At 59.8% G+C, this 26997-nt stretch carries 23 protein-coding genes and 2 rRNA genes; 12 read left to right on the forward strand and 13 right to left on the reverse strand.

Features of this window, described 5'->3' with window-relative positions:
• Window positions 1-123: 123 nt before the first annotated feature.
• Both dnaE and R0125_RS09240 read right to left on the reverse strand, forming a co-directional pair.
• Entirely contained in the window at window positions 124-3606 is a 3483-nt protein-coding gene (dnaE, locus tag R0125_RS09235; RefSeq protein WP_317237980.1) for a DNA polymerase III subunit alpha, read from the reverse strand.
• Window positions 3607-3650: 44 nt separating this feature from the next.
• Window positions 3651-4118, reverse strand: coding sequence for a TlpA disulfide reductase family protein (locus tag R0125_RS09240; protein WP_317237925.1), 468 nt, complete (start codon window positions 4116-4118; stop codon window positions 3651-3653).
• A 69-nt stretch (window positions 4119-4187) separates the two neighbouring features.
• On the opposite strand from R0125_RS09240, the gene arsC reads away from it, so the two are divergent.
• Genes arsC through R0125_RS09260 form a run of 4 tightly spaced genes read left to right on the forward strand, consistent with a single transcriptional unit; the run spans window position 4188 to window position 7364 of the window.
• Window positions 4188-4541 (forward strand): arsenate reductase (glutaredoxin), encoded by a 354-nt coding sequence (arsC, locus tag R0125_RS09245; RefSeq protein WP_248184334.1) that lies wholly within the window; start codon window positions 4188-4190, stop codon window positions 4539-4541.
• 13 nt (window positions 4542-4554) lie between these two features.
• A complete protein-coding gene (wrbA, locus tag R0125_RS09250) occupies window positions 4555-5157 on the forward strand; it encodes an NAD(P)H:quinone oxidoreductase (RefSeq protein WP_317237926.1) in 603 nt (200 codons plus the stop codon).
• A gap of 44 nt (window positions 5158-5201) precedes the next feature.
• A complete protein-coding gene (locus R0125_RS09255; RefSeq protein ID WP_248184331.1) occupies window positions 5202-5570 on the forward strand; it encodes a DUF2069 domain-containing protein in 369 nt (122 codons plus the stop codon).
• 12 nt (window positions 5571-5582) lie between these two features.
• Complete coding sequence (locus R0125_RS09260) at window positions 5583-7364, forward strand: GspE/PulE family protein (RefSeq protein WP_410797585.1); 1782 nt, start codon at window positions 5583-5585, stop codon at window positions 7362-7364.
• Window positions 7365-7369: 5 nt separating this feature from the next.
• On the opposite strand, the gene R0125_RS09265 is transcribed toward R0125_RS09260, so the two are convergent.
• The 9 genes from R0125_RS09265 to smrA form a co-directional block, all read right to left on the reverse strand.
• Window positions 7370-8338 carry a DUF3080 domain-containing protein gene (locus R0125_RS09265; protein WP_317237928.1) on the reverse strand — a complete coding sequence of 323 codons (969 nt, stop codon included), beginning with the start codon at window positions 8336-8338 and terminating at the stop codon, window positions 7370-7372.
• A gap of 146 nt (window positions 8339-8484) precedes the next feature.
• Window positions 8485-9177, reverse strand: a complete 693-nt coding sequence (mtnC, locus tag R0125_RS09270; RefSeq protein WP_248184325.1) for an acireductone synthase — start codon at window positions 9175-9177, stop codon at window positions 8485-8487.
• The gene (locus tag R0125_RS09275; protein WP_248184322.1) at window positions 9177-9734 is read right to left on the reverse strand and encodes a 1,2-dihydroxy-3-keto-5-methylthiopentene dioxygenase; all 558 of its coding nucleotides are present in this window, start codon (window positions 9732-9734) and stop codon (window positions 9177-9179) included. The genes mtnC and R0125_RS09275 overlap by 1 nt, the downstream gene beginning before the upstream one ends.
• The gene (locus R0125_RS09280) at window positions 9734-10357 is read right to left on the reverse strand and encodes a methylthioribulose 1-phosphate dehydratase (RefSeq protein ID WP_317237929.1); all 624 of its coding nucleotides are present in this window, start codon (window positions 10355-10357) and stop codon (window positions 9734-9736) included. Before R0125_RS09280 ends, R0125_RS09275 begins: the two co-directional genes overlap by 1 nt.
• A gap of 56 nt (window positions 10358-10413) precedes the next feature.
• Window positions 10414-11382: an XdhC family protein gene (locus R0125_RS09285; protein WP_317237930.1), complete on the reverse strand. Its 969-nt coding sequence runs from the start codon at window positions 11380-11382 to the stop codon at window positions 10414-10416.
• Between the two features lie 23 nt (window positions 11383-11405).
• Window positions 11406-13613, reverse strand: coding sequence for a xanthine dehydrogenase family protein molybdopterin-binding subunit (locus R0125_RS09290; protein WP_317237931.1), 2208 nt, complete (start codon window positions 13611-13613; stop codon window positions 11406-11408).
• A gap of 1 nt (window position 13614) precedes the next feature.
• On the reverse strand, window positions 13615-14103 hold the full coding sequence (locus tag R0125_RS09295; protein ID WP_317237932.1) for a (2Fe-2S)-binding protein: 489 nt from the start codon (window positions 14101-14103) through the stop codon (window positions 13615-13617).
• Window positions 14104-14190: 87 nt separating this feature from the next.
• A complete protein-coding gene (locus R0125_RS09300; RefSeq protein WP_317237933.1) occupies window positions 14191-14385 on the reverse strand; it encodes a hypothetical protein in 195 nt (64 codons plus the stop codon).
• A 67-nt stretch (window positions 14386-14452) separates the two neighbouring features.
• Window positions 14453-15034: a DNA endonuclease SmrA gene (gene smrA / locus R0125_RS09305; RefSeq protein ID WP_248184309.1), complete on the reverse strand. Its 582-nt coding sequence runs from the start codon at window positions 15032-15034 to the stop codon at window positions 14453-14455.
• A 159-nt stretch (window positions 15035-15193) separates the two neighbouring features.
• On the opposite strand from smrA, the gene R0125_RS09310 reads away from it, so the two are divergent.
• The 8 genes from R0125_RS09310 (at window position 15194) to R0125_RS09345 (ending at window position 26596) form a co-directional block, all read left to right on the forward strand.
• A complete protein-coding gene (locus R0125_RS09310) occupies window positions 15194-17110 on the forward strand; it encodes a putative nucleotidyltransferase substrate binding domain-containing protein (RefSeq protein WP_317237934.1) in 1917 nt (638 codons plus the stop codon).
• Window positions 17111-17127: 17 nt separating this feature from the next.
• Window positions 17128-17835 (forward strand): 3'-5' exonuclease, encoded by a 708-nt coding sequence (locus R0125_RS09315; protein WP_317237935.1) that lies wholly within the window; start codon window positions 17128-17130, stop codon window positions 17833-17835.
• Window positions 17836-18040: 205 nt separating this feature from the next.
• Entirely contained in the window at window positions 18041-18304 is a 264-nt protein-coding gene (locus R0125_RS09320; protein ID WP_248184304.1) for a DUF4212 domain-containing protein, read from the forward strand.
• Between the two features lie 6 nt (window positions 18305-18310).
• Window positions 18311-20077, forward strand: coding sequence for a sodium:solute symporter family protein (locus R0125_RS09325; RefSeq protein ID WP_248184303.1), 1767 nt, complete (start codon window positions 18311-18313; stop codon window positions 20075-20077).
• 95 nt (window positions 20078-20172) lie between these two features.
• Complete coding sequence (locus R0125_RS09330) at window positions 20173-20676, forward strand: hypothetical protein (RefSeq protein WP_317237936.1); 504 nt, start codon at window positions 20173-20175, stop codon at window positions 20674-20676.
• A gap of 51 nt (window positions 20677-20727) precedes the next feature.
• Window positions 20728-24246: a PAS domain-containing hybrid sensor histidine kinase/response regulator gene (locus R0125_RS09335; protein WP_248184298.1), complete on the forward strand. Its 3519-nt coding sequence runs from the start codon at window positions 20728-20730 to the stop codon at window positions 24244-24246.
• Window positions 24243-25889, forward strand: coding sequence for a tetratricopeptide repeat protein (locus R0125_RS09340; RefSeq protein ID WP_317237937.1), 1647 nt, complete (start codon window positions 24243-24245; stop codon window positions 25887-25889). Before R0125_RS09335 ends, R0125_RS09340 begins: the two co-directional genes overlap by 4 nt.
• Entirely contained in the window at window positions 25886-26596 is a 711-nt protein-coding gene (locus R0125_RS09345) for a HAMP domain-containing sensor histidine kinase (protein WP_317237938.1), read from the forward strand. The genes R0125_RS09340 and R0125_RS09345 overlap by 4 nt, the downstream gene beginning before the upstream one ends.
• 90 nt (window positions 26597-26686) lie before the next feature.
• Here R0125_RS09345 and rrf read toward each other — a convergent pair.
• Window positions 26687-26800: ribosomal RNA gene (gene rrf, locus R0125_RS09350) — 5S ribosomal RNA — on the reverse strand.
• 104 nt (window positions 26801-26904) lie between these two features.
• Window positions 26905-26997, reverse strand: a 23S ribosomal RNA gene (locus R0125_RS09355); the annotation flags it as partial.

A 26997-nucleotide genomic window follows, 5' to 3' on the forward strand; every position in this document is an offset into this window, starting at 1 on the left:
GGACAAAGATAGCAGCGCCCGAAGCGGGGCTAAAGCGGACATTGGTATGAGTCCGCCTCCTGACAAAACGTTAACTTATCAATATGTCAGCCGGGGCACCAGACCGAACCTTGCCGGACTACCTCAATCATAGACCAGTTCCACGGCCCGGTCGCCCATGAGGTAGCGAAGTTCCAGCAACAGGTCGTCATCAGGCTGAACTCGCCACCCTTCTCCCAGTTCTATGCGGGTACTGGCGTCATTGCTGCTGTACTCGATCCACACCGGACTGCCTTCGCAGCGGAACGGCCTCAGGGTACTGTCGAGTTTGTCGAGCAGGCCGTTCTGGAGCTGGTCCGCGTGAAGTGACAGTTTCAATCCACGGCTGAACTGTTGGCGTGCAGTGCCCACATCCATCACCGAGCTGACACGCATCTTCATCTGCCCGGAGTAATCGTCGTGGCTGACCTGCCCTTCCACCACGATGACCTGATCCGACTGCAGCAATTCCCGGTTTTCGAAAAAAGCCTCCGAGAACAGGGTCGCCTCAATGCGGGCACTGCGGTCATCCAGGGTGATGAAGCACATGGTCGAGCCGGTACGGGTCTTCATAGTGCGCTGGGCAACCACCAGACCGGCAACCCGCTGAGGGGATTTGCTGGGCTTCAGATCGGCAATGGATGAGCGCACGAAACGGCGCACTTCCCGCTCATACTCATCGAACGGGTGGCCAGTCAGATACAGGCCGAGGGTGTCTTTCTCCCCCTTCAATCGTTCTTTCTCCGGCCACTCCCGCACCCGGGCGACGTCCTCGTAGGGGTCGGCGTCACCGCTGGCCTCCAGGGTTTCACCGAACATATCCATCATGCCCACGGCATCGTTGCGGGACTGCTGACCGGCCTGCTGCACGGCCTTGTCGATACTGGCCATCAGCTGCGCACGACCAGCACCCAGTTTGTCCATGGCACCGGAGCGAATCAGCGCCTCCATGGCCCGCTTGTTAACTTTCTTCGGATCCACGCGGCGACAGAAATCGAAAATATCCTGATAGGGCTCGCCCTCGGCGCGGCCGTCCACAATGCTCTGGATCGGCCCTTCCCCGAGGCCCTTGATGGCGCCCAGCCCGTAAACAATCTGACCATCATCGTTCACCGTGAAGGTGAATTCAGAACGGCTGACATCCGGCACCAGCAGATCCAGCTTCATGTTCCGGCACTCTTCCACCAGCGTGACCACCTTGTCGGTGTTCTGCATATCGGCAGTGAGCACGGCGGCCATGAACTCCGCGGGGTAATGGGCTTTCAGCCACAGGGTCTGATAAGACACCAACGCGTAAGCGGCCGAGTGGGACTTGTTGAAACCGTAACCGGCGAACTTTTCCACCAGGTCGAAGATGTTCTCCGCCAGGCTCTTGTTGATGCCGTTGTTTTCGCAGCCGTCGAGGAAGATCTGCTTCTGCTTGGCCATTTCCTCGGGTTTTTTCTTACCCATGGCCCGGCGCAACATGTCGGCGCCACCCAGAGTGTAGCCCGCCATCACCTGAGCGATCTGCATGACCTGCTCCTGGTAGAGGATGACCCCATAGGTGGGCTCCAGTACCGGTTTCAGGCCTTCATACTGATAGTCCGGATGCGGAAAAGACATCGGCTGACGGCCGTGCTTCCGGTCGATGAAGTCGTCCACCATGCCGGACTGCAACGGACCGGGGCGGAACAGCGCCACCAGAGCGATCATGTCTTCCAGGGAATCCGGTTGCAGTCGGCGGATCAGGTCTTTCATGCCGCGGGATTCCAGCTGGAACACCGCCGTGGTTTCCGCCTTTTTCAGCATCTCGAAAGATGGCGCGTCCACCAGCGGAATCTCGTTGATGTCCAGCGGCGCCAGCCCGCGTTTCTCGCGGCGTGGGTTGATCATCTTCAGGGCCCAGTCGATGATCGTCAGGGTGCGCAGACCGAGGAAGTCGAACTTCACAAGGCCGGCGTCTTCCACGTCGCCCTTGTCGAACTGGGTGACCAGGCTGCCACCCTCGTCGTCACAGTACAGTGGCGAGAAATCGGTAATCTTGGTGGGGGCGATGACCACCCCGCCGGCGTGCTTACCGGCGTTACGGCACACCCCTTCCAGCTTCAGGGCCATATCCCAGATTTCCTGGGCTTCCTCGTCGTTTTCAAGAAATTCGCCGAGCTGGGGCTCCTGCTCGATGGCCTTTTCCAGGGTCATGCCCGGTTCGAACGGAATCATCTTGGAGAGCTTGTCTGCCAGGCCGTAGGACTTGCCCTGCACCCGCGCCACGTCGCGCACCACCGCCTTGGCCGCCATGGTGCCGAAGGTGATGATCTGGGAGACCGCCTCGCGGCCGTACTTCTCCGCCACATAGGCAATCACCCGGTCGCGGCCCTCCATGCAGAAGTCGACGTCGAAGTCAGGCATGGAAACCCGTTCCGGGTTCAGGAAGCGCTCGAACAGCAGGTCGTATTCCAGCGGGTCGAGATCGGTGATCAGCTGGGCATAGGCCACCAGCGAGCCGGCACCGGAACCCCGGCCGGGGCCCACCGGCACGCCGTTGTTTTTCGCCCACTTGATAAAGTCCATCACGATGAGGAAGTAGCCCGGGAACCCCATCTGGATAATAATGTCCAGTTCGAAGTTCAGGCGGGTGTAATAGGCTTCCCGCTTGGCATCGTACTCAGGGTCGTCCTTGCTGAGAGTTTTCGCAAGCCGCTCCTCCAGCCCTTCTTCAGACACCTTGCGGAAGTACTCATCCATGGTCATGCCATCGGGTATCGGGTAGTTCGGCAGGAAGTATTCCCCCATGCGCACCGTTACCGAGCAGCGGCGGGCAATCTCTACGGTGTTCTCGATGGCCTCAGGAATATCGCTGAACAGCTCGATCATCTCATCGGCGCTGCGCAGGTACTGCTGGTCGCTGAAGCGGCGGTCCCGGCGGGGATCATCCAGGGTGCGACTTTCACCGATGCAGACCCGGGCCTCGTGCGCGTCGAAATCGTCCGCGTAGAGGAAGTGAACGTCGTTGGTGGCGACTACCGGTATCTCCAGCCGGTCCGCCAGCTCAACGCTCAGATGCAGGCAGTCTTCGTCGCCGGCACGGCCGGTGCGCTGCAGCTCCAGGTAATAGCTGTCCGGGTAAAGCTCGGCCCAGTAGCAGGCGCGCTCGCGGGCCAGATCCGGCTTGCCGGCGAGCAGCGCCTTGCCCACGTCGCCCATCTTGCCACCGGACAGCGCAATCAGACCGCCCGCCCGGGCTTCCAGCCAGGCCCGCTGAATGATCGGCTTGCCGAACCGCTGCCCTTCGGTGTAGCCCTGGCTGATGATTTCGGTCAGGTGCAGGTATCCGGCGTTGTCACGAGCCAGCAAGGTCAGGCGAAACGGGTTTTCAGGCTCTTCAGGGTTGTCCACCCACAGGTCAGCCCCGATGATCGGCTTCACCCCCGCGCCGGTCGCCGCTTTGTAGAAGCGCACCAGTGAGCACATATTGGACTGCTCGGTCAGCCCCACGGCTGGCATGCCCAGTTCCGCCACACGACTGACCAGCGGCTTGACCCGCACCAGCCCATCCACCATGGAGTATTCGGAGTGCACGCGGAGGTGTATGAAGGTTTGCGCCATAACGTCGGGGGATTCCTGCTGTTGAATGCCAGTCACGGGTGGCCTCAGCCGCCCGTCAATTCTTTCAGTTGCTCTTCGGTCTGCGGCCCGAAACGGGTCTCTCGCAGCTCTCCGTCCGGATCAATTACAAAGGTGGCAGGCAGCGCCACGGGGGTCTTCCAGCCGAAGTCACCGCCGGGATCCTCCGCCAGCATGGTGAATTCAATGCCCATGGTGTCTCCCAGATCCACCAGTTCCTGGCCACGGACACCATCGAAGTTCACGCCCAGCACCGTGACCTCGCCGCTCTCGTTCACCCTATTCAGCTCAGGGATTTCCTCAAGGCAGGGTTTACACCACTCGGCCCAGTAATTCACCAGCACCCACTGCCCACGGAGGTCGTCCCAGTCCAGCGATTCGCCGCCAGCCTGCTCGAACTCCAGCTTTTCACAGCCGGCCAGAAACCCGAGCGCAACAATGACCAGAACGGTTTTAAACAGATTCCGACAACGAAACCTTGCAGGGTACTGCACGGGGAGTCCTCCTGTTAGACTACGGGGCATCCGGAATTCAGGACAGCCAAACTCAACTCAGGCCAGAAGATGACAGAACCGACCCGCATTTTCCACAATCCCCGCTGCTCAAAGTCCAGACAAACGCTCGAACTGCTGACAGCACGCGGTATCGAGCCAGAGATTATACGCTACCTTGAAACCCCACCGACAGAGCAGGAGCTGCGACAGATTCTGAATCGGCTGGGGCTTGAGCCGCGGCAACTGATGCGCAAGGGTGAAAAGGAGTACCGGGAACAGCACCTCGACAACGACGCCCTGAGTGAGGACGAGCTGATCCACGCCATGGTGGCGACGCCCAGATTGATTGAACGTCCGATCGTCGTTCATGGCAACAAGGCGGCCCTTGGACGCCCACCCGAAAACGTGCTGACCCTATTCTGAGCGGAGCGTAATCATGTCGTCCGAAAATGCCTACGTGCTCGTACTGTATTACAGCCGCAGCGGCCAAACGGCTGAAATGGCCAGTCAGATTGGCCGGGGCGTGGCCCGTGTCAGTGGTATGGAGGCACGCATTCGCGCAGTGCCGCCGGTATCGCCGGAGACCGAATCCACCTTACCGCCGGTGCCCGATCACGGCGCACCCTATGCCAGCAAGGACGACCTGGCCCAGTGCGCGGGCCTGGCCATTGGCAGCCCGACCCGCTTCGGCAACATGGCGGCGCCACTCAAGCATTTCCTGGACGGCACCGGCGACCTTTGGCTCAGCGGTGCGCTGGCGGGTAAGCCGGCCGGGGCGTTCACCTCCACCGGCAGCCTGCATGGGGGGCAGGAAACCACCCTGCTGACCATGATGATGCCGCTGCTGCACCATGGCATGGTGCTGTGCGGCGTGCCCTACTCCGAGCAGGCCCTGAACGAGACAATGTCCGGTGGCACACCCTATGGCCCTTCGCATTGGGCCGGCACCGGCGAACAGCAGCCGCTGACGGATCATGAGAAGGCCATATGCCAGAGCTTTGGTGAGCGGCTGGGCGAACTGGCACAAAAGCTCCGCTGAACCAGCTACGGCTGACACCTAACTTTTATTGACGGAAGGCACACATGCTCTATAACCCGAAAGCCCGAGTTACCGCCAGACTGACGATTGCGCTCTACATAGCTTTACTGGCAACGCTGCTGATCACGACCTTTTACCCGGTTCAGGTTGAGGGAGTCTCGGTGTCGCTGATGCTCGCGGTAAAGCTGCTGCCCTTGCTGGCCTTTGCGGTACCGGTGTTTCGCGGCCACAACCGCGGATACATCTGGATGGCGTTTGTGGTGATCTTCTACTTTACCCAGGCTGTGGTCTCCGCCTGGCTCAGCGAAGGGGCTCCGGCGCCGCTCATCCTGACCATTCTGAGCTTCCTGCTGTTCACCGTGTCGATGGTGCACCTGAAGGTAAACCGGCCCGCCGCTCCGGCGGGCGCGTAAACGGGCATGTCCATGGGCACTGTCCGCGCACCGGCACCGCCAAGAAACACTCTGACCCTGCGTGATCTGGTCACAGCACTGGTGGCCAGTGGCGAGATTACACAGGAGGATGCAGACCGCGTGTTGCAGGCCAACATCGGCACCGATGCCCGGCAGCGGCACCCGCTGGAGCTGATCGCCCTGGCGGCCCTGAAAAGCCGGAATTCTGGCCGCACACTGGATCTGGACCGGCTGACCCAGTGGCTGGCCGACTGGGCCGGACAACCCTGGTACCACATTGATCCGCTGAAGATCGACACCCCGGCTATCGCCAGGGTGATGTCGTACGCGTTCGCCCAACGCCACGGCATCCTGGCGGTGGAAATTCGCCAGGACGAAGTACTGATCGCCAGCGCCGAACCGTTCAAGAGCGACTGGGAGGGCAACCTGCGTCAGGCGGTGCAGAAAGACATCCGCCGGGTGGTTGCCAATCCCGAAGACCTTCGCCGTTACACCGTCGAGTTCTACCAGCTGGCCAACTCCGTCAGCAAAGCCAGTGGTCGCCAGGGTGAGGGCTCGGCCCGGAACCAGAATTTCGAGCAACTGCTGGATCTGGGCGCCGGTGAAAACCCGGACGCCAACGACCAGCATGTGGTCAAGATTGTTGACTGGCTGCTGCAGTACGCGTTTGACCAGCGCGCCTCGGACATTCACATCGAGCCGCGCAGGAACGTCACCCAGGTACGATTTCGCATTGATGGCGTGCTACACAACGTCTACGAATTTCCGGAACAGGTCGGCGTGGCCGTGACCAGTCGTCTGAAAATTCTCGGGCGACTGAACGTGGCAGAAAAACGCCGCCCCCAGGACGGTCGGATCAAGACCCGCAAGCCCGACAACAGCGAAGTGGAACTTCGCCTGGCCACCATGCCCACCGCTTTCGGCGAGAAAATGGTGATGCGGATCTTTGATCCGGAAGTACTGCTGAAATCCTACGAACAACTGGGCTTCTCCCGGGAAGACCGTGAGCGCTGGCGCGACATCACCGATCGCCCCCACGGTATTGTTCTGGTGACCGGCCCGACCGGCTCCGGCAAAACCACCACCCTGTACTCCACTTTAAAACAGCTGGCCTCGCCGGAAGTGAACATCTGCACCATCGAGGACCCGATCGAGATGGTTGAACCGGCCTTCAACCAGATGCAGGTTCAGAACAACATCGAGCTGACCTTTGCTTCCGGGGTGCGGGCGCTGCTGCGCCAAGATCCGGACATCATCATGATCGGCGAGATCCGCGATCTGGAAACAGCGGAAATGGCCGTGCAGGCGGCACTGACCGGCCACCTGGTCCTGTCTACCCTGCACACCAACGATGCCCCCAGCGCCATTACCCGCCTGATGGAGCTGGGCATCCCGCCCTACCTGATCCGGGCCACGGTACTCGGGGTCATGGCACAACGGCTGGCGCGTACCCTGTGCCCGCACTGCAAAGCTCCAGGGCCGGCAGACGAGCAGGCCTGGCAGAGCCTGACCCGCCCCTGGAAAGCCGCCACGCCTGATCAGGTTTACCGGCCGGTGGGCTGCCTGGAGTGTCGCAACACCGGGTACTACGGCCGTGCCGGGGTGTATGAAATTCTCAAGCTATCGGGCGATCTCAGTGCGCGGATCACCGATCAGTGCGAGCTGGAGGAATTGCGGCTGGAAGCCTATAAAACCGGCATGAAATCCCTGCGCCTGAGCGGCGCGCAGAAAGTCGCCTCCGGCCTGACCACCATCGAAGAGATCCTGCGGGTCACACCGGAAAGCCAGCGCTAAGTCGGTCAGGCACCGGGCCGCAGGCCACATTGCTCCAGTAACGCCTGCCAGTGTTCCGTGTGCACGGCCATCGCCCGATCCAGCTCCCGCCAGATCCCCGCTTCGTCGTCGAGGGCGAGGTGGCGGCTCGACCATTCCCGGAAAGCCTCCGGCATTACCTCGCTCTGCACTTGCGCCATCTCCGACAGCGGACGGATCAGCACCTCATGAGCTCGGCTGACGTCGCTCATATAAGGCTGGATGCGGTCGATGTACACGCTGAAAAACATGTTGCGAACAATATCGGACTGATTGTTCGGTTTACCATCAAAACACAGGGGACGACCGTCGAGGCGGGTTCGGAGGATGGCCGACGCATCGTCCAGCCGGGTGATCAGCAAGTTGGCACTGTTCAGAAGCTGGCCGGCGCGGTGCTCGGCTTGCCAGCGCTGGTGAACCTCACCTACGTAATCCAGGGAATGCTCCACCTGCCCCGCCAGGAGATCATCCAGCGTGTTGTTGAGGCGCCCCACATCGGCCGAGAGGTCGGAGATGGGATTGGCCTCGGCGGCCACCGGGAAATGGCCCTTGGACAAAGTAAACAGGGTCTCGATTTCCTCTGCGCCCCAGGTTGCGTTCCAGACCGCCACCGGCAGGGAATCCCGCTTACTCTCGATCGCATCCTGCAGGCTGGCTTTGAGGTCTTCACGATCGATGTCCGGTAAACACTCACCAGCGGCTTCAATAAAACGCAGCTCATAGCGCAGCCGATTCAATGGGTCCATAACCCGCCCCATCACCGAATTGCGCTCACCGACCACATACTGCAGTTGGCAGCCGTACAGTGACAGGAAATCCAGAATGTCCATGTCGAGCTCGGGCATCTCGAGACGACGATCACGGCGGCGGGGCAGTCGCTCCAGCGGCGGGAGTTCGGACAACACAGGCTCTGTATCGAGCACCCGAGCCACTCGCTCCACGTACTCATCCATCATGGAGTCCGCCTGCGAGAAGGGGTTACACCCCACCAACACCAAGGCTGGCGCCAGCAGCAAGCAGACCCTCATTATTCTGTTCAGGATCACGGCGCGATCCTCCCCTGTGTCAGAGTGAACAGCCTGCCCGGTCACGGGCTGTGCCGCTAGCGCCGTTTCAGCAGGGTATCCACGTCGGCAAAATCCTTCGCAACCGCGCGCCCGGTATCCGGAATTTCGCCATCCCGAACCAGCCACACGGTGGCCATGCCGGCCTCCTGCGCCGCTGCCAGCTCCGCTTCCACGTCCGAGAGAAACAGAACCGAGCTGCCCTCTACCCCGAGCTGATCCAGAATGTTGCGGTAGGATTGCGTCTCTTTTTTTGCGCCCACTCGGGTGTCGAAGTAACCCGAGAAGAACGGCGTCAGGTCGCCCGCCTCACTGAATCCGAAGATCAGTTTCTGGGCTTTGACCGACCCGGAGGAGTATACGAACAATCGCAGCCCCCGATCATGCCAGCGTTGCAGATAGTCGGCTGCATCGTCATACACATGGCCGCGGAAAGCTCCCTGCCGGTAGCCTTGTTCCCACAGCATGCCCTGGAGCGTTTTCAGAGGAGTTTCCTTTCGATCCTCACGGATCCAGCCCCGGAGAACGTCAATCAGCGCTTCAATGTCACCCCGCGGGACACCGGACACATCCGCTACCGCGTCCAGCTGCTCGGCAATGGCAGGGTCCGCGGTGTGTCCGTCACGGACAAAATCGCCCATGTGCTCGGCCGCGTAGGGAAACAGCACCTCATGCACAAACGAGATTGAACTGGTCGTGCCTTCAATGTCGGTGAGAATCACCCGGATCATCAGGCGGCCCCGGCCAGCTGTTCGTAACGGGGCAAGCGACGGGCGATGTCCTCACCGGTGAAATCCGCGACCCAGCCCTCGGGATTGGAGAACAGACGAATGCACGTGAATCTGGGCTGCGGGCCCATATCAAACCAGTGACGGGTACCGTCGGGCACGCTGATCAGATCGTTCTTCTGGCACAGTACGGCATACACCTGGTCGCCGAAATGCAGGTAAAACAGCCCCTGACCACGGACGAAGAAGCGTACCTCATCCTCACTGTGGACATGCTCGTCCAGAAACTTTTGGCGGAAGGCTTCTTTCTGGGGGTTGTCCGGATTCAGGCTGACTACGTCAGCGGTCTGGAAGCCGCATTCCCGCTTCAGCGCAGCCACTTCCTCCTGATAAGCGTCAAGAATAGCCTCGGCCGAGGCATCGTCAGGCAACTCGCGGGTCTGCCACTGCTCGAAGCGGATGCCCTTCTTGGCCAGAAGACGCCGGATCTCGTCGCTGTCCTCTGTCACCGACTGCGGATACTCGGGCTGGTTCTGATTGAAAATGCTCAGGGTGGTCATCAACGGAGCCTCATGGTTGCGAGTTCACATTCGAACAGAAATTCAAATGCTTCAACATGTCTCAGGCAGTCTGCCATGGTGCGGCCCCAGGTATAAAGACCGTGGCCGCGAATCAGGTAGCCCGGCTGTTGCGGATGATCACGGAACCACTGCGCGGTACGGCCGGCGAGGTCCGGAATATCCTGAGTGTTGTCGAACACCGGTACCTGCAGACTGGCATCGTGGGTGTCCTGACCGGGAAAGGCTTTCTGCAACTCGTAACCCTCCAGGATCAGGGGCTGATCCGGCGGCAACAGGCGGCTCAGAACCGTGGCATTGACCGAATGGGTGTGCAGCACCGCACCCACCTCCGGAAACACCTCGTAGAGCACCGTGTGCAGCAGCGTCTCCGCGGAGGAGCGGCACTGGCTCTGCACTGGCTGGCCGGCCAGATCCACCACCATCACATCACCGGCCGCCAGCTCGCCCTTGTGGCGCCCGGATACGGTAATGGCAATGTGGTGGTCGTCGAGCCTCGCAGAATAGTTACTGCTGGTGGCCGGGGACCAGCCGCGGCCATACAAAAAGCGCCCGGCATCGACAATGGACTGGGCCGCCTCGGCGTAACGGGTTACATCAAACAATGGCAGTCTCCGGATTCAGGCCACCTTCCGGGATAAGGGCGGCGGATAATGGGGCATTATAAAGACGGAGGCGCCGCCCGCAAACGGTGGCGTGCGACAATCAGATCGGCAACGATCGAGATGGCAATTTCTGCCGGCGTTTTACTGGGGATATCGACGCCAATGGGCGCATGCAGGCGCGCCAGATCGGCCGGCGAAACGCCGAGTGACAAGAGCCGCTCCCGCCGGTCACGGGAGGTCTTTGCCGAACCCATGGCGCCCACATAGAAGGCCTCCGACCCGAGCGCCGCCAGCAACCCCATGTCATCAATACGGGGATCGTGAGCCAGCGCCAGTATACCCACGGCGGGATCGTTGAACGATGCCACCACCAGATCGTCCGGTAACTCCCGGACCAATGGAATGTGCGGATAGCTCCAACCATCCGCGAACGTGGCTCTCGGCTCACACAGGGTGACGCTGAAGTCGGCGGCCGTGGCAAAATCGTGCACGTGGTGCGCAACCTCACCGGCCCCGATCAGGAGCAAGCGGCATTCCGGCGCCAGGTAATGGGTGACCATCTCCGGCGCGTTCTCCACACCCCGCCGATGGTGTGCGCAAATGCCAACAGTCATTGCGCCCGACGTCAGGCACACCTGCCGATACACCGCCTCCCGGAGGGACATCGCGCGTTCAAGCTCGCGCACATGCCCGATGGCGCGATGAGGAACCAGTGGTTCAACCAGCAGATGTATCTGTCCACCGCATGGCAACTGAAAGCGGTTCCGGTCGCCCTCAGTGATGCCATATTTCAGCAACTGGGGGAATTCCGGACGATCCTGCACGCACCGGCGCAACAGGTCTTCCTCAAGGCAGCCACCGGAAACTGATCCGGACCAGTCGCCACTCTCGCTGACTGCCAACCAGGAACCCACCGGCCTTGGCGAGGAGCCCCAGGTTCGGGTAATGGTGCACAGCCAACCGGTTTTGCCCTGCTCCAGCCAGCCGGAAACGTCCGCCAGAACTTGCCGGTGCGCACTGATCATCCGCCGACCTGCCCGCTCGACACTCAACCCACCTCGGCGTTCAGAGGTAACGCGCGCTGCCGCTTGCCGGTCAGTGCGAACAGAGCGTTACCCAGCGCCGGAAACACCGGTGGCACGCCCGGCTCTCCGATCCCGGTCGGCGCCTCGCTGCTCTCGGCAATGTTTACCAGCACTTCCGGCCGCTCGTAGTTGCGCATGAGCATATAGTCGTGGAAATTACTCTGCTGGACCTCGCCGTCCACCAGGGTTATCTCACCGTGCAGGGCGGCCGTCAAACCAAAGATGATGCCTCCTTCGATCTGGTCACGCACAATCTCCGGATTCACCACCTGCCCGCAGTCCACTGCACACCAGACCTTGTGGACAACGATATTGCCGTGCTCGATACTGGCCTCAATGATCTGTGCCACGAAGGTGCCGAAACTCTGGAACAGCGCCAAACCCCGCGCCCGACCTGACGGCGCACCGCCTTGCCAGTCCGCCATGGCGGCCACCTTGTCGAGTACCGCCAGGTGGCGCGGCTGGTTGCGGATCAGGCCCCGCCGGAATTCGTAGGGGTCAGCGCCGGTTTCGTGAGCCAGTTCGTCCATGAAGGTTTCTGCCGCAAAACCGTTATGGGAATACCCCACCGAACGCCACCAGGTAATGGGCACGCCCGGATCGGTGTGGGTGTGACGAACCTCGACATTAGCGATGTCGTAGGGGTAATCGATGGCACCCTCAATGGCGGAAATGTCCTTTGGTGTGGCGATCCCCTCAGCCAGCAGGCCGACCTTTCCGAGGGTGTTGTAGAGGAATTTCGGCGACCACGGGTATTGCGCCGGCGCCGCGTTGCGAACGTACCAGTCCAGAACCTGGGGGCCAACCACCTGATGGTGCCAGCCGGTGACCGTTTTGCCGGAGACGCTGGCCTTCATGCGATGGAGCATGGCCGGACGGAACAGGTCATGGCGGGTATCCTCCTCCCGCGACCAGATCACCTTTACCGGCTTCCGGATCCGGTAGGCCACCGCGGCGGCTTCCTCAATATAGTCCTGGGTCAACCGGCGGCCAAAGCCGCCACCCAGAAAGGTGGTGTTAATGGTTACGTCACCCGGTGACAGGTCACTGACCCGGGCAGCAGCGATGCGGCCGAGATCCGGTGCCTGAGTCGGCGCCCAGACTTCCATGGCATTGTCGCGGTACCAGGCCGTCGCGTTCATGGGCTCCAGGGTGGCATGGGCAAGGTAGGGCTGCTCATAGCTTGCCTCGACTACCCGCTCTGCGTTTTCCGCCGCCTCACTGAAACTGCCATCGCTGCGCTCACGCTCTCCGGCATCCTCGTCCGCAGCATGGTGGTAAAGGGCAAACACATCAGCGGTGGAAAGGGTCACGGCGTCGTCGTTGTTCCATTCAACGATCAGTTGCTGTTGCGCCTTGCGGGCCAGCCAGTACTTGCTGGCCACAATCGCCACGCCGCGCTCGATCTCGATCACGCTCAGAACCCCGGGCATGGTCTCGATGTCGGCGCCATTGAAAGACTTCACCCTGGCGCCGTAACGGGGTGGACGGGTGACCACAGCGTAGACCATGCCGGGTAACTCAACGTCGATGCCGTATTCCGCCGTACCGGTGGATTTGGCGGTGGCGTCCAGGCGACCACGGTTCTTTCCGATATAACGCCATTGATCGCGGGGCTTGAGGGCCACGTCATGGCGCACCTCTTCACTGGCCGCCAGTTTTACCAGCTTGCCGTAGGGTAAGGCATCAGCCCCGTTCGGATGCCGCACCTGCCCTTCAAAAGCCGTGCACTCACGATGATTGACGCCCCAGACCCGCGCCGCCGCCAGGATCAGCATTTCCCTGGCTTCCGCGCCCGCCTGACGCAACGGTTCCCAACTGGTGGCGAGGCTGGTGCTGCCACCGGTAAGCTGGAGTTTATACAGGGGATTACGGTATTCCGCCGCTACCGGGGCGAAGGTCGGTGTAATCGAGGCCGGGTCAACTTCCAGCTCCTCGGCAATCACGGTGGTCAGACCGGTGTAGGTGCCCTGCCCCATTTCCACCCGGGCAAGGGTGAAGTACACCGCGCCGCCGGTAGTCAGTTCCAGCCAGGCATCGGGCCGCCAGCTGCCGTCTGCCTCTTCGTAACCGGTTTCGATACTGGCGCAACCCGGCAGCGACAACGCCAGCACCAGGCTGCCGGAGGAGCCGGCACTGACCTTGAGAAAATCCCGTCGATTCATGCTCATGTCACGCCCCTTCCTGCCGGTTGGCGGCGGAGGTGCTGCCGTCCACGACAGATTCCACAGCGGCAATAATCCGCGAATAGGTGCCGCACCGGCACAGGTTGCCGCTCAACGCAGCGACGATGTCCTCACGCGCGGGCGACGGATTGTGCTCCAGCAGGTGCGCCGCGCTCATGATCTGCCCGGATTGACAGTAGCCGCACTGCGGCACCCCATGCTCCACCCAGGCCTTCTGCAGCGGATGCAACTTCGCCTCGGTGCCCAAGCCTTCAATGGTGGTCACCGACTTGTCCTGAGCCACCTCCACCGGGGTCGAACAGGACCGCACGGGCTGACCGTCCAGATGAACGGTGCAAGCGCCACACAGCCCCGCTCCGCAACCGAATTTGGTGCCCTTGAGACCGAGCTCGTCCCGAATCACCCACAGCAGGGGCGTGTTCAGGTCCACCTCAAGGGTGCGTCGTTCACCGTTCACCGTCAGGCTCAGGGCCATTACTGTTTCCTCTCAGAGATTGGGCAGGGCGCCTCATCTTTCCGGGCGCCCTGGTTTATCGTCGCGCTGGCCGCTCGCCTGCGTGTATTACTTGACGACGTCATTACCGTCTTTGTCGGTCCAGATCTTGCGGTCACCCTTGTCCAGTTCGCCCTGGGTATTCCACACTTCGCGATTCTCGGTGGCATCATCTACCTTGCCATTGTCGTTCCAGATCACCCGATCCTTACAACCGACCAATGCCAGGGATAGGCACGCGAGTAGACACAGTTTCTTGAACATAAAACCTCCAACGTCCGGCGGCGCCGGAATCAGTGAACCTAAAAGAATGAATTATCTGACGCAGAACTCAACGGCTTCCGTGTAACTCACGGTTATGCTGCTTGTCGCGATCGCTTTTTCGCACCATGACATACACTGCCCCCGTGCCGCCATGGTGCTTTTGGGCCGAATGGAAGGCAAGCACGCCGTCCAGCTCTGGCAACCACTTCGCCAAATGGCTTTTCAACTGGGCGATGCCGTCTGGATTGCGTTCACCTTTACCGTGCAGGATGATCACCGTGCGCAGCCCATAGCGAATGCAATCGTTTATATACGCAAACACTTCCCTGCGAGCCTCTTCGACTGTCATGCGGTGCAGATCCAGCCGGGCTTCGATGGGGTATTGGCCCAGTCGCAGCTTGCGGAAAACCCCGTGCTGGACACCGGGACGTTGCCAGCTCAGGATGTCGTGGGCTGTCAGGGGCTCGACCATATCCGCAGTCAGAGGATTGTTGTCCTTGAGCGGCTGCTCCACCGCGGCCCGCTGACGCTCCAGATGACCGGGCGTCAATTCTTTCGGCACACGGGTTTCTGCGCGATTAGGCTTGCGGATGCGCCGGACATCCTTCATTTCTTCCAGAAAGCTCAATCGCTCTTCTTTGGTCGTCATGGCAATGTCGTTCAGCGTAGGAGGTGACGAAACTTTACCATCAGGCCCGTTGCGTATAAAGGCAGAGATGGCAGGTCGTCTTCGACGAAAATCTTAGGGTTACATCGCCACGAAGTGGTCTACACTCGGGGGGCGATCACAAGCAAACTGGACAAAACTATGGTTGCCGCATCCCAGGACACGCCACGCCCCCAGAATACTCGCGCAATCATGACCTTCCTGCGCGAGCATGCGCCGTTCTCAAGCATGGACGACACCCACCTCGCCCACTTCGCTGAGCACGCCTCGCTGCGGTTCTATGCCAATGATGACGTGGTGTTGTCGCCAGAGGACGGTCCGGTCAGACGCTTCTACATCGTCAAGCAGGGGCGGATCCGTGGTGAACGCCACAATGAAAAGGACGATAAAACCGAAACCACCTTTGAAATCAGTCAGGGCGAGTGTTTTCCGCTCGCGGCGCTGATCGGTGAGCGCCCCACCCGCACGCTCCACCGGGCCGCAGGCGATACCTTCTGCCTGAGTATCGAGCACGACGCCTTTGTCACCCTGTTTTCTGATAGCGATTCGTTCCGCGATTTTTGTCTGCGGGGCGTCAGCAGTCTGCTGGACCAGGTCAATCAGCGGATTCAATCCGGCGCTATGGCCTCCATGGGCTCCAGCAACTCTCTGGACACGCCGCTGGAGCGGTACGCGCTCCGGAACCCCATTGTGTGCTCTACGGATCTGCCAGTGCGCAAGGCCGTCGCCCGCATGCACGAGAACAACGTAGGCAGCATTATTGTCACCGATGATGAACGCCATCCCATCGGTATTTTCACCCTCCGCGACCTGCGCACCATGGTGGCGGAAGAAAAAGGCCCGCTGGACACCCCGATCGGGCAGGTGATGACCCGGGACCCAATATGCCTGACCTCCCACTCTGACGCGTTCGAGGCGGCAATGCTGATGGCGGAGCACCACTTCGCCCACCTTTGTGTGGTAGATGAGAATCACCGCCTGATCGGTGTTGTCTCGGAGCGGGACCTGTTCTCCCTGCAACGGGTGGATCTGGTGAACCTGGCCCGCACCATCGGCACCGCCAGCCATCTGAGAACGCTGGTGAGCCTACGCACCGATGTGTCCCGACTGGTGGACGCCATGCTCGCTCATGGCGCCGATTCCGGCCAGGTGGTGAAGATCATTACTACTCTTAACGACGTGACTGTCCGGCGCGTTCTCGAACTCAACATCAAAAAGCATGACCCGGGCATTCCATTCACCTGGCTGACGTTTGGCAGCGAGGGCCGGCAAGAGCAAACCCTGCTGACCGATCAGGACAACGGCATTCTGTTCGAGACACCGGAGGGCATGACCGAAGATCAGGTCCGCGAAAAGCTCCTGCCCTTCGCGGAACAGGTGAACAAGGAGTTGGCCGAGTGCGGTTTCACCCTGTGCAAGGGCAACATCATGGCCAGCAACCCCAAGCTGTGCCTGAGCGGTAAAGAGTGGGACGACTGGTTTATCCGTTTCATCGATGCCTCGACCCCCCAGAATCTGGTCTATTCATCGATTTTTCTGGACATGCGGGCCGTATTCGGCCCCATGGAGCCTCTTGACGCGCTGTTTGACAAGGTGCTGACCCGAATTCGTAAAAACCCGCTGTTCCAGAAAATGCTCGCCGGCAACGCCATTACCCGCCGGCCGCCACTCACCATGTTCCGCAACTTCCGTTACGCGCCCGACGGCAAGAAACGCAACCTCGATCTCAAACGCCAGGGGCTGGCGCCCTTCGTGGAGGCGGTCCGCGTCTTCGCACTGGCGAATGGGGTGGAAGAAGCCAACACCCTGGAGCGCATGGACCGCCTGGCCACCAAAGAAGTATTCGATCCCAAGGATGCCAATGCCTGGAAAGAGGCGTACAGCCTGATCCAGGCCATCCGCATGCGGGCGCATCAGGAAATGCTGGAGCGCGGTGAGCCGCTATCCAACTACATCAACCCCGATGACCTGAACCCCCTGGACCGGAGAATTCTTCGCGAGTCATTCCGCCAGGCACAACGTCTCCAGCAGAAGCTGGAAGTGACGTACCAGCTGTGAATCACGGGCGTGGCAACATGTTGGAACATATCCGGCAATGGTTCGAGCGTCGCAGGGTGAGAGGCGCCGGCGCACTCGACCCGGCACACTTGCCCACCCCGAAGTCTGCGGGGCCCCAGGCATTGTCGGAATGTCGCCTGATCGTGCTGGATCTCGAAACCACCGGCCTCAATCCGTCCAAGGACCAGGTTATCGCCATTGGCGCAGTGGCCATCAGCGGCAACGTGATCCCTCTGGGAGACCAGTTTGATCTTATCCTGCGCCGACCCGAACTGGATATCAGCGAAACCGTGCTGATCCATGGCATCGGCCCGGAAGCACTGACACGGGGCCACGAAACCGAGGATGCCCTGCTCTATCTGCTGGACTGGATGGACGGCGACCCGGTGCTGGCCTATCACTCTGCTTTCGACCAAAAGTTCCTGGAAAAGACCTTCAAACAAGTACTCGGGTACACCCAGAGGCACACCTGGATCGATGTTGCTGAGCTGCTTCCGGCCTTTTTCCCGGAGGCCCGGACCGGCGGACATAGCCTTGACCACTGGGCAGACCGTTTTGGTCTGGAAGTCAGCGCTCGTCACCACGCCGCAGCGGATGCCATGGTCACCGCAGAGCTGACGCTGGTGACATTGAACAAGGCCCACAAAACTGGCGTCTCAACCCTCGCCGAATTGACCGAAAAACTTCGCTATTACCGCCGCCTGAAAAACATGCATCGAATCTGAGCCTCGAAGACCCGCCTGAAAACGTGATTTCTTCGGCAAATGACTGAGAATTAGACTTTTTGCCAATATCTATAAATCCCTTGACCGGTAAAGTCGAAGTAGTCAACAAGTCGGAGAAACACCTATATGAATAATAAATTCTCTAACGGTTACTGCTCTCCAGAACCCTACCCAACCTATACAACAACAACACAGGAGTGATTTTATGTCAGGTCATAGCTACGACGCTGAAAATTACTGGAAGGCGAACCTCCGCCTCATATTCGGGAGTCTCGTTATCTGGGCTCTGGCTTCCTATGGTTTTGCCATACTGCTTCGCCCGTTGTTGTCCGGCATTGCCATCGGCGGAACCGACCTTGGCTTCTGGTTCGCCCAGCAAGGCTCGATTCTTACCTTCATCGCTCTGATTTTCTTCTACGCCTGGCGCATGAACAAAATCGACGAGAAATTCGGCGTACACGAGGAGTAAGATCAAATGAGCCAATTTGCAATCAACCTGCTGTTCGTGGGGGGGTCCTTCCTCCTCTATATCGGCATTGCCATCTGGGCAAAGGCCGGTAGTACCAAGGATTTCTACGTCGCCGGTGGCGGCGTTCACCCGGTGACCAACGGTATGGCCATCGGTGCTGACTGGATGTCTGCGGCATCTTTCATCTCCATGGCGGGTCTGATCGCCGCCGGCGGTTACGCCAATTCCACGTTCCTGATGGGCTGGACGGGCGGCTACGTGCTGCTGGCAATGCTGCTGGCTCCTTACCTGCGCAAGTTCGGCAAGTTCACGGTGCCGGAGTTTATCGGTGACCGTTTCTACAGCAAACAGGCCCGCCTGGTTGCGGTGCTGTGTCTGATCGTCGCCTCGGTCACTTACGTTATCGGCCAGATGGCCGGTGCGGGTGTGGCCTTCTCACGCTTCCTGGAGGTTGAGTCCACTACCGGCCTGATGATTGCCGCCGTTGTGGTCTTCATCTATGCCGTTCTGGGCGGCATGAAGGGCATCACCTACACTCAGGTGGCCCAGTACTGCGTTCTGATTGTTGCCTACACGATCCCTGCGGTCTTTATTTCGCTGCAACTCACCGGCAACCCGATTCCGCCGCTGGGTCTGTTCTCTACGCACATTGAATCGGGCCTGCCCCTTCTCGAGCGTCTTGACCAGGTCATCACCGAACTGGGCTTCCGGGATTACACGGCCGACGTGGACAACAAGCTGAACATGGTTCTGTTCACCCTATCGCTGATGATCGGTACCGCCGGTCTGCCCCACGTCATCATCCGCTTCTTCACCGTGCCGAAAGTCACTGACGCGCGCTGGTCTGCCGGTTGGGCCCTGGTATTCATCGCCCTGCTGTACCTGACTGCGCCGGCTGTTGCCTCCATGGCCCGCCTGAACCTGATGACCACCATCTATCCGGAAGGCCCCGCGGCTGAGCCGATTGAATACGATAATCGTCCGGAGTGGATCGCTACCTGGGAGCAGACCGGGCTGATCACCTATGAGGACAAGAACAGCGACGGTCGTATCCAGCTGTACAACGATTCCGAGGCCTTTGCTCCGGAAGCGGAAAGCCGCGGTTGGGCCGGCAACGAGCTGGTGGTCAACAACGACATACTCGTACTGGCCAACCCGGAAATTGCCAACCTGCCCGGCTGGGTTATCGGTCTGATCGCTGCGGGTGGACTCGCCGCGGCACTGTCCACCGCCGCAGGTCTGTTGCTGGCAATTTCCTCGGCGGTGAGTCACGACCTGATAAAGGGCTCCATCAATCCGAAGATAACGGAGAAAGGTGAGCTGAAAGCGGCCCGTATCTCGATGGCGGTTGCCATTGTGGTTGCGACGTACCTGGGCGCCAACCCACCAGGCTTTGCGGCTCAGGTGGTAGCGCTGGCCTTCGGCATTGCTGCGGCCTCCCTCTTCCCGGCGCTGATGATGGGCATCTTCTCGAAGCGCGTGAACAACAAGGGCGCGGTTGCCGGTATGCTGGCGGGCCTGAGTGCAACCCTGGTTTACATCTTCATCTACCTGGGCTGGTTCTTCATCCCCGAGACCAACAACCTGGCCAACACACCGGACAACTGGCTGTTGGGCATTTCCCCGCTCTCCTTCGGTGCAGTTGGTGCAGTGATCAACTTTGCGGTAGCCTTTGCAGTCTCTTACGCGACTGAAGAACCGCCCGTTGAAATTCAGGAGCTGGTCGAAAGCGTCCGTTACCCGCGTGGTGCCGGTTCTGCCCAAGACCACTAAGCAACAAATCAACCGCTTCCAGTCTTTGACTGACGGTTGATCCCGAACGGGCTTCCTCTGTGAGGGAGCCCGTTCTTTTTTGAGGAAACCCGATTATGTTCTGGACTTTTGTAGCGACCATTTTCTCCGGATTGGGCGCCGCGGGCCTGGCCCTTGGCATCCGCGCCCTCACCCGCAAGAAAGCGCCCAAGTGGATTATCCCGGTATTTGCCGGAGCCGGCATGCTGGGTTATCTGGTGTACATGGAGTACAACTGGTTTGAGCACAAGCAAACCATGCTTCCCGGGGAAGCAATGGTCGTAAGCACAGAAAAATACGGCGCGCCCTGGCGCCCCTGGACCTATGTGCTTCCTCAGGTGACCGCTTTCACGGTGCTGGACACCGAGAGCGTTGCCCGGGACAACCCCGGTAAGAACGTAGTACGGTTCAATCTTTACCGGTTTGAGCAGTCTTATACCGATGCCGTCTCCCACAAGATGTATCTGCTCAACTGCGATACCCGTGAGCTTGTTCCTTTCGACCGGAGTAACCAGCCCGACCTGAATGAGCTGCGCACCTTGTCCGGCGGAGACAGGCTGTTGGGGGCCGCTTGTAACTGACCCGGTGTTTCGGGTCTGACAGCAATTTTCGTTTAACGGGAACGCCTGTATATGCTCAGTGGCTGGCTGTTAGTTCTCATATCCATCACTTACATCTCGCTGCTGTTCGCCATTGCCTGGGCGGGCGATCGCCACCCGGGCCTCTATCGCCGACGCTGGGCGCGCACCCATATCTACGCCCTGTCACTGGCAGTCTATTTTACCTCCTGGACCTTCTATGGCGCGGTTGGCCGTGCCACTCAGGAAGGGCTGGGCTTCCTGCCGATCTACCTCGGTCCCCTGCTGGTTTTCGTGTTTGGCGCGCCTCTGTTGCGCCGGATCATCTACATCAGCAAGCGCAACAACAGCACTTCCATCGCGGACTTCATCGCATCACGCTACGGTAAGTCCCAGATTCTGGCGGCCATGATCGCCACCTTTGCGCTGATTGGCAGCGTGCCCTATATCGCTCTGCAGCTGAAAGCCATCTCCATGGGCTTCAACGTGCTCTCGGACACCGGCAACGGTTACCAGGAACTGAGTACGGCGGCCTGGAACGATTCCGCCTGGTACATCACTCTGGTGCTGGCCGTGTTCACTGTGCTGTTTGGCACCCGCCACCTGGAATCCACCGAGCATCACCGCGGGATGATCCAGGCCGTAGCGTTCGAGTCGCTGATCAAGATTGTCGCCTTTGTTGCCGTGGGTCTGTTCGTCGGATTCGGTCTGTTCGGGGGCTTTGGCGACCTGCTGGCCAACGTTCGCGAGGCCGACCTCACCGGCACCCTGACCACCGATGGACTCGAGGCGCCGGCGTTCATTACCCAGACGCTGGTGGCGATGCTCGCCATCATCTGCCTGCCCCGCCAGTTCCATGTCATGGTGGTGGAAAACACCGATCACCGGGATTTCGAAACGGCCCGGTGGGCCATGCCGATTTATCTGATCATCGCCAGCGCCTTTGTGCTTCCCATCGCGGCGGCCGGCCTGCTCTACCCGGAAGCCGCCAGTACTGACCCGGACATACTCATTCTCAAACTGCCGATCCTCGCGGGCGAAGAGTGGCTGGCGATCCTGGCCTTTCTCGGTGGCGGGTCGGCAGCCGCAGCCATGGTGATTGTCTGCTCGGTGGCCATCGCCACCATGGTCAGTAACGAAATCATCATGCCTGCGCTGCTCAAATTCTTCCGCCCGCGCATGAACAAACGGACCGATCTCAGCTACCTGCTGCTCAGCATTCGGCGGGTTGCAATTTTCGTGGTGCTGCTCACGTCCTACGGCTTCTACCGCATGGCGGGCGCGGACTACAGCCTGACGGCCTTTGGCCTGCTGTCGTTTGCGGCGGCGGCCCAGTTCGGACCGGCACTGGTGGGTGGCATTATCTGGCGGCGGGGCAATTTCACCGGCGCCGCCTGGGGCCTTGGTCTGGGCTTCCTGATGTGGTGCTACACGCTGCTGCTGCCAGCGCTGGCTTCAACCGGTTGGCTGACCGAATCGCTGATCGACAAGGGCGTGTGGGGGCTGGCGTGGACCCGGCCGACAGCACTTTTCGGCCTCGAACTTGATCGCACCAGCCACGGCATTGTCTGGAGCCTGGGCATCAATACCGTAACCTACATCGTGCTCTCCATGCTGACACGGCAACGGGTGCGGGAAAAAATCCAGATTGCATCGTTCTTCCATGACCCCCAGCCCAAGGCGGAAACGCCGCAGCACCAGACCTGGCAGGGAGAAATTCTGACTTCAGACCTGCAGGCGCTGACCGACCGTTTCATGGGCGAGGAGCGTTCGGAAACCCTCTTCCGCAACTACGAGCGCCGCAACGCGATTCGTCTGCATCCTCAGCGACCCGCTTCCTCCCACCTGATGAAATACATCGAGCGGCAACTCGCGTCGGTGATCGGTGCGTCAACGGCCCGTGTCGTGCTGGAGTCCACCCTCACCGGACGGGACATGCAGATCGAGGACGTGGTCAGCATTGTCGATGAAGCCTCCCAGGCAATGACCTTCAGCCGGGAGCTGCTGCAGTCGGCCATCGAAAACATCAGCCTCGGCGTGTCGGTGGTCAATCACCAGCAGCAACTCGTGGTCTGGAACCACCGCTACCTGGAGCTCTTCAACTACCCCACCGGTTATGTGCGCGTGGGGCGCCCGGTCGAAGATCTGATGAGGTATAACCTGACCAACGCCAACCTGTCAGCACGGCGGATCGACGAGATCATTGTCGACCGCTGCAACAGCATGCGCGACGGGCGCCCCATGTCCTATGAGCGCCAGCGCCCCGACGGCACCGTGCTGCGGATTGACGGCAGCCCGATCCCGGGCGGCGGCTACGCCACGACGTTTCAGGACATCACGGCCATGAGACGTACCGAGCAGGCCCTGAAAGAGACCAATATCTACCTGGAGCAACGGGTCAAGGAGCGCACTCAGGAGCTCCAGGTCATTAACGAACAGATGCTGAAAGCCAAGTCCGTCGCGGAGCAGGCCAACCAGAGCAAAACCCGCTTCCTGGCGTCTGCGAGCCACGACCTGTTGCAGCCCCTGAACGCCGCCAGGCTGTTCACTTCCGCGCTGGCCGGCAAGGCCGGTGACGGGGACATGAAAGACCTTGTCGAACATATCGACAGCTCCCTCGGCGCGGCGGAAGAGATCATCAGCACTCTGCTGGACATCTCGAAACTCGACGCGGGGGCGCTGGAACCCGATATTGGCGCGTTTCCGGTCAATGACATCATGCGCCACCTGGCAACTGATTTTTCAGCGATCGCCAAGGATCAGGGCCTCGAGTTGCACGTGGTGCCGAGCACTGTCTGGATCCGTTCGGACGCCAAGCTCCTGCGCCGGGTGGTGCAGAATTTCCTGTCCAATGCCATCCGCTATACACCGGAAGGCAAGATTCTTCTGGGCTGTCGCAGACTGAAGGGCTACATCCGTATTGAGGTGTGGGACACCGGGCCGGGCATCCCCGATGACCAGCTCGCCCACATATTCGAGGAGTTCCGGCGCTTCCAGCATGGCCGGGACAAGAAAGGCCTCGGCCTCGGCCTTGCGATCGTGGACCGGATCAGTGGCATGCTCAACCACCCGGTCAATGTTCACTCCGTGCAGGGCCGCGGCAGTGCCTTCAGTATCACCGTGCCGACGGCTGCCCCGGAAGCTACACAAATGGTAGCGAACAGAACCCAGAGCCAGTCACGCCGGGTTTCCAGTCTGGGCGGTCTTCACGTGCTCTGTATCGACAACGACCCTGCTATTCTCCATGGAATGGCGGCGCTGCTGGGCAACTGGCAGTGTGATGTCACCGCAGCGGAGAGCCTGGAGGACGCTCGCCTGAAGCTGAACGGCGAGGAACCCGACATCATTCTGGCTGACTATCAGCTTGACGACAACAAGAATGGTCTCGACGCCATGGATACCCTCAGAGTTGGATTCAGCAATGATATATCGGGCATACTGATTACTGGCTACATGGCTCCTGAGGTCAGGGAAGACGCCATTTCACGGGGTTATCAGATTCTCTACAAACCGGTGAAACCTGCGGCACTGCGGGCGCTGGTTAACAAGCTGCTGAAACAGAAGCGCCCATGACCGATACAGCAAGAACCACCGGCGGAAATATTTTCAGAAAGCTCCATTATCTGATCATCGATGACTTCGAGAACTTCCGCCTGTCGATGCGGCAAATGCTAAGAAGCTGTGGCGCCGACAAGATTGAACTGGTCGCTCATGCCGCACCGGCCATTCAATATTGTGCCTATAACCACGTGGATGTGGTGCTGTGTGACTACAACCTCGGGGAAGGCAAGAACGGCCAACACATTCTTGAAGAATTACGACACAAGAAGCTGCTGAAAAGGTCCTCGCTGTTCCTGATGGTCACGGCGGAAACCTCAAGAGAAATGGTGATGGGCGCCAGGGAATACCAGCCCGACGCCTATCTGACCAAGCCCATCAACCGTGCCATGCTGGAGAAACGCCTGGCTGGCCTAATCAGCCAGCGCAGTGCACTGCTTCCCATCAACCGGGAGATTGACCGCGAAAACTATCCGCAGGCCATCGCACTGTGCCTGGAAGCCTTACCGAGGCAACCCCGTTACAGGACCTGGCTGATGAAAACCCTGGCCGATCTTTACTACCAGGTCGGGGACTTCAGCCATGCACTTAAGATCTACGACGAGGTCATGGGGCAGCGTGATCTGTCCTGGGCCAGACTGGGGCGTGGCAAAATCCTGCTCGCGACGCAAAATTACGATGACGCCGTCGCCGCACTCAAAGAACTGATCAGCAAGCACCCGGATTATATGGAAGCCTACGATCTTCTGGCGGAGGGCCTTGAACGCCTGGGCCGCCTCACGCAGGCGCAACAGGTTCTTGAAAAGGCAGCCGAGCATTCACCCAACGCCCTCCTACGCCATCGCCAGCTTGCCCGGCTTGCCACCGCCAATCAGGACATGTCCACGGCCTCGGATGCGTGGCGGCAGACCGTGGTACTTGGGACCCACTCCATACACGACAGCCCCGACCATTATCTGGCGTTGGGTCAGTCGCTTTCCGACCTGTCGGATGGCGATCTCAGTGATGAGGGTTCCGAGCACGCTGACGAAGCCCTGAAAGTGCTCTCGCGCCTGGAAAAACGCTTTCCGGATGACGAGTCGGCGCTGGTGGTCCGGAGCAGACTGATTCAATCACGGGTACATGCGGGACAGGAGCGCATTCAGGAGGCCGAAAAAGCTCTCGATTCCGTCAAGGAATCGCTTTCCGATCCAGACAAAATGGACCCGGATACCGGAATCGACTTCGCCAAAACCCTGTTCCGGCTTGGGCGAGACGACCAGGCCAAATCCCTGCTTGCGAAACTGGCACAACGTTTCGACGATCAGCCCGAGGTTCTGCAAAGGATTGAAAACCTGCTGGATGAACCTGTTGGTTTCCGCCAGAAACTTCAGGCGAGGGCTTGCAACCGGGATGGTATCAAGGCGTTCGAATCAGGAGACCTTCAGGCCGCCGTCTGCGAGTTTACCGAAGCCCTCAAGGTTGTGCCCGGCCATGCCGCCCTAAACCTCAACCTGGTCCAGGTGCTGATGAAGCAATACCACGATGGCCAGGCTGACCCGCAACTCCTTGTTCAGTGCCAGCAGTGCCTGGATCGGCTTGGCAGCCTACCGGAGCAGCACCGTCAGCACCGCCGCTACGTTGCCTTGTCCAGAAAACTGAAAGGAATGACAACATGAACTCTACGCCAGCCAGTGATGAGCGGTCCAGGGACAACTCCATCGACTTTTCCATGGTTCTTGCCTCGGCAGTCCATGATATGAAGAACTCGCTGGGCATGTTGCTCAACTCCATTGATGAGCTCCGTGCGGATCACCAAGCCAGTCTGGGCGAGTCATCACGATTTAACACGTTGCAATACGAAGCGGAACGCATGCACAACGATCTGGTGCAACTGCTGGGCATATACCGTCTCGGAGAGAATAACCTCTCGGCCCACATCGAGGAGCACTTTGTACCGGACTTTCTCGCGGAGCACGTTGCGCGTCATACCCCTTTGCTCCAGGGCCTGGGCATTGAATACGCCGTTGAAGCAGAAGACATCAATGGCTTTTTTGATGATGACCTGCTGACCGGGGTACTGAACAACACCATCAACAACGCCATCCGATATACCCGAAGTCGTATCCTGCTGACTGCCTGTGAGCGGGACGGCTACCTTGTTATTGGCGTTGAAGACGATGGCCAGGGCTACCCTGAGAGCATGCAGCATACCGGCACCCCCAACTTCAAATCACTGGATTTCAACAGCGGTAGTACCAGCCTCGGGCTGTTTTTTGCGTCATCGGTCGCGCGCCTGCACAGCGAGGGTGAGCGTGGTGGCAGCATCCACCTGCACAATGACGGGCGCCTGGGTGGCGGGGTGTTCGAAATCTGGCTGCCATAACGGTGAATCCGTAACCGCATCAAAAGACGCACCGAAGTTCAGGCAATAAAAAACCCCAGCATCAAGGATGCTGGGGTTTGGGTATTAAGAGCCTGACGATGACCTACTCTCACATGGGCGAACCACACTACCATCGGCGCTGGTCTGTTTCACTTCTGAGTTCGGGATGGGATCAGGTGGTTCCAGACCGCTATGGTCGTCAGGCAAAACGGATGATCACTGGGAGGACGAGATAGAGCTGTGATATTGATTTCCGAGCGTGGCTTTCGCCTTGCTCCTGCGTTATCCGCAATTGTCTTGGGTGTTATATAGTCAAGCCGCACGAGCAATTAGTATCGGTTAGCTCAACGCCTCGCAGCGCTTACACACCCGACCTATCAACGTCCTGGTCTTGAACGGCT

The sequence above is a fragment of the Marinobacter sp. M-5 genome (genome assembly GCF_032911545.1).
In the GTDB taxonomy this organism is placed as follows: domain Bacteria; phylum Pseudomonadota; class Gammaproteobacteria; order Pseudomonadales; family Oleiphilaceae; genus Marinobacter; species Marinobacter goseongensis.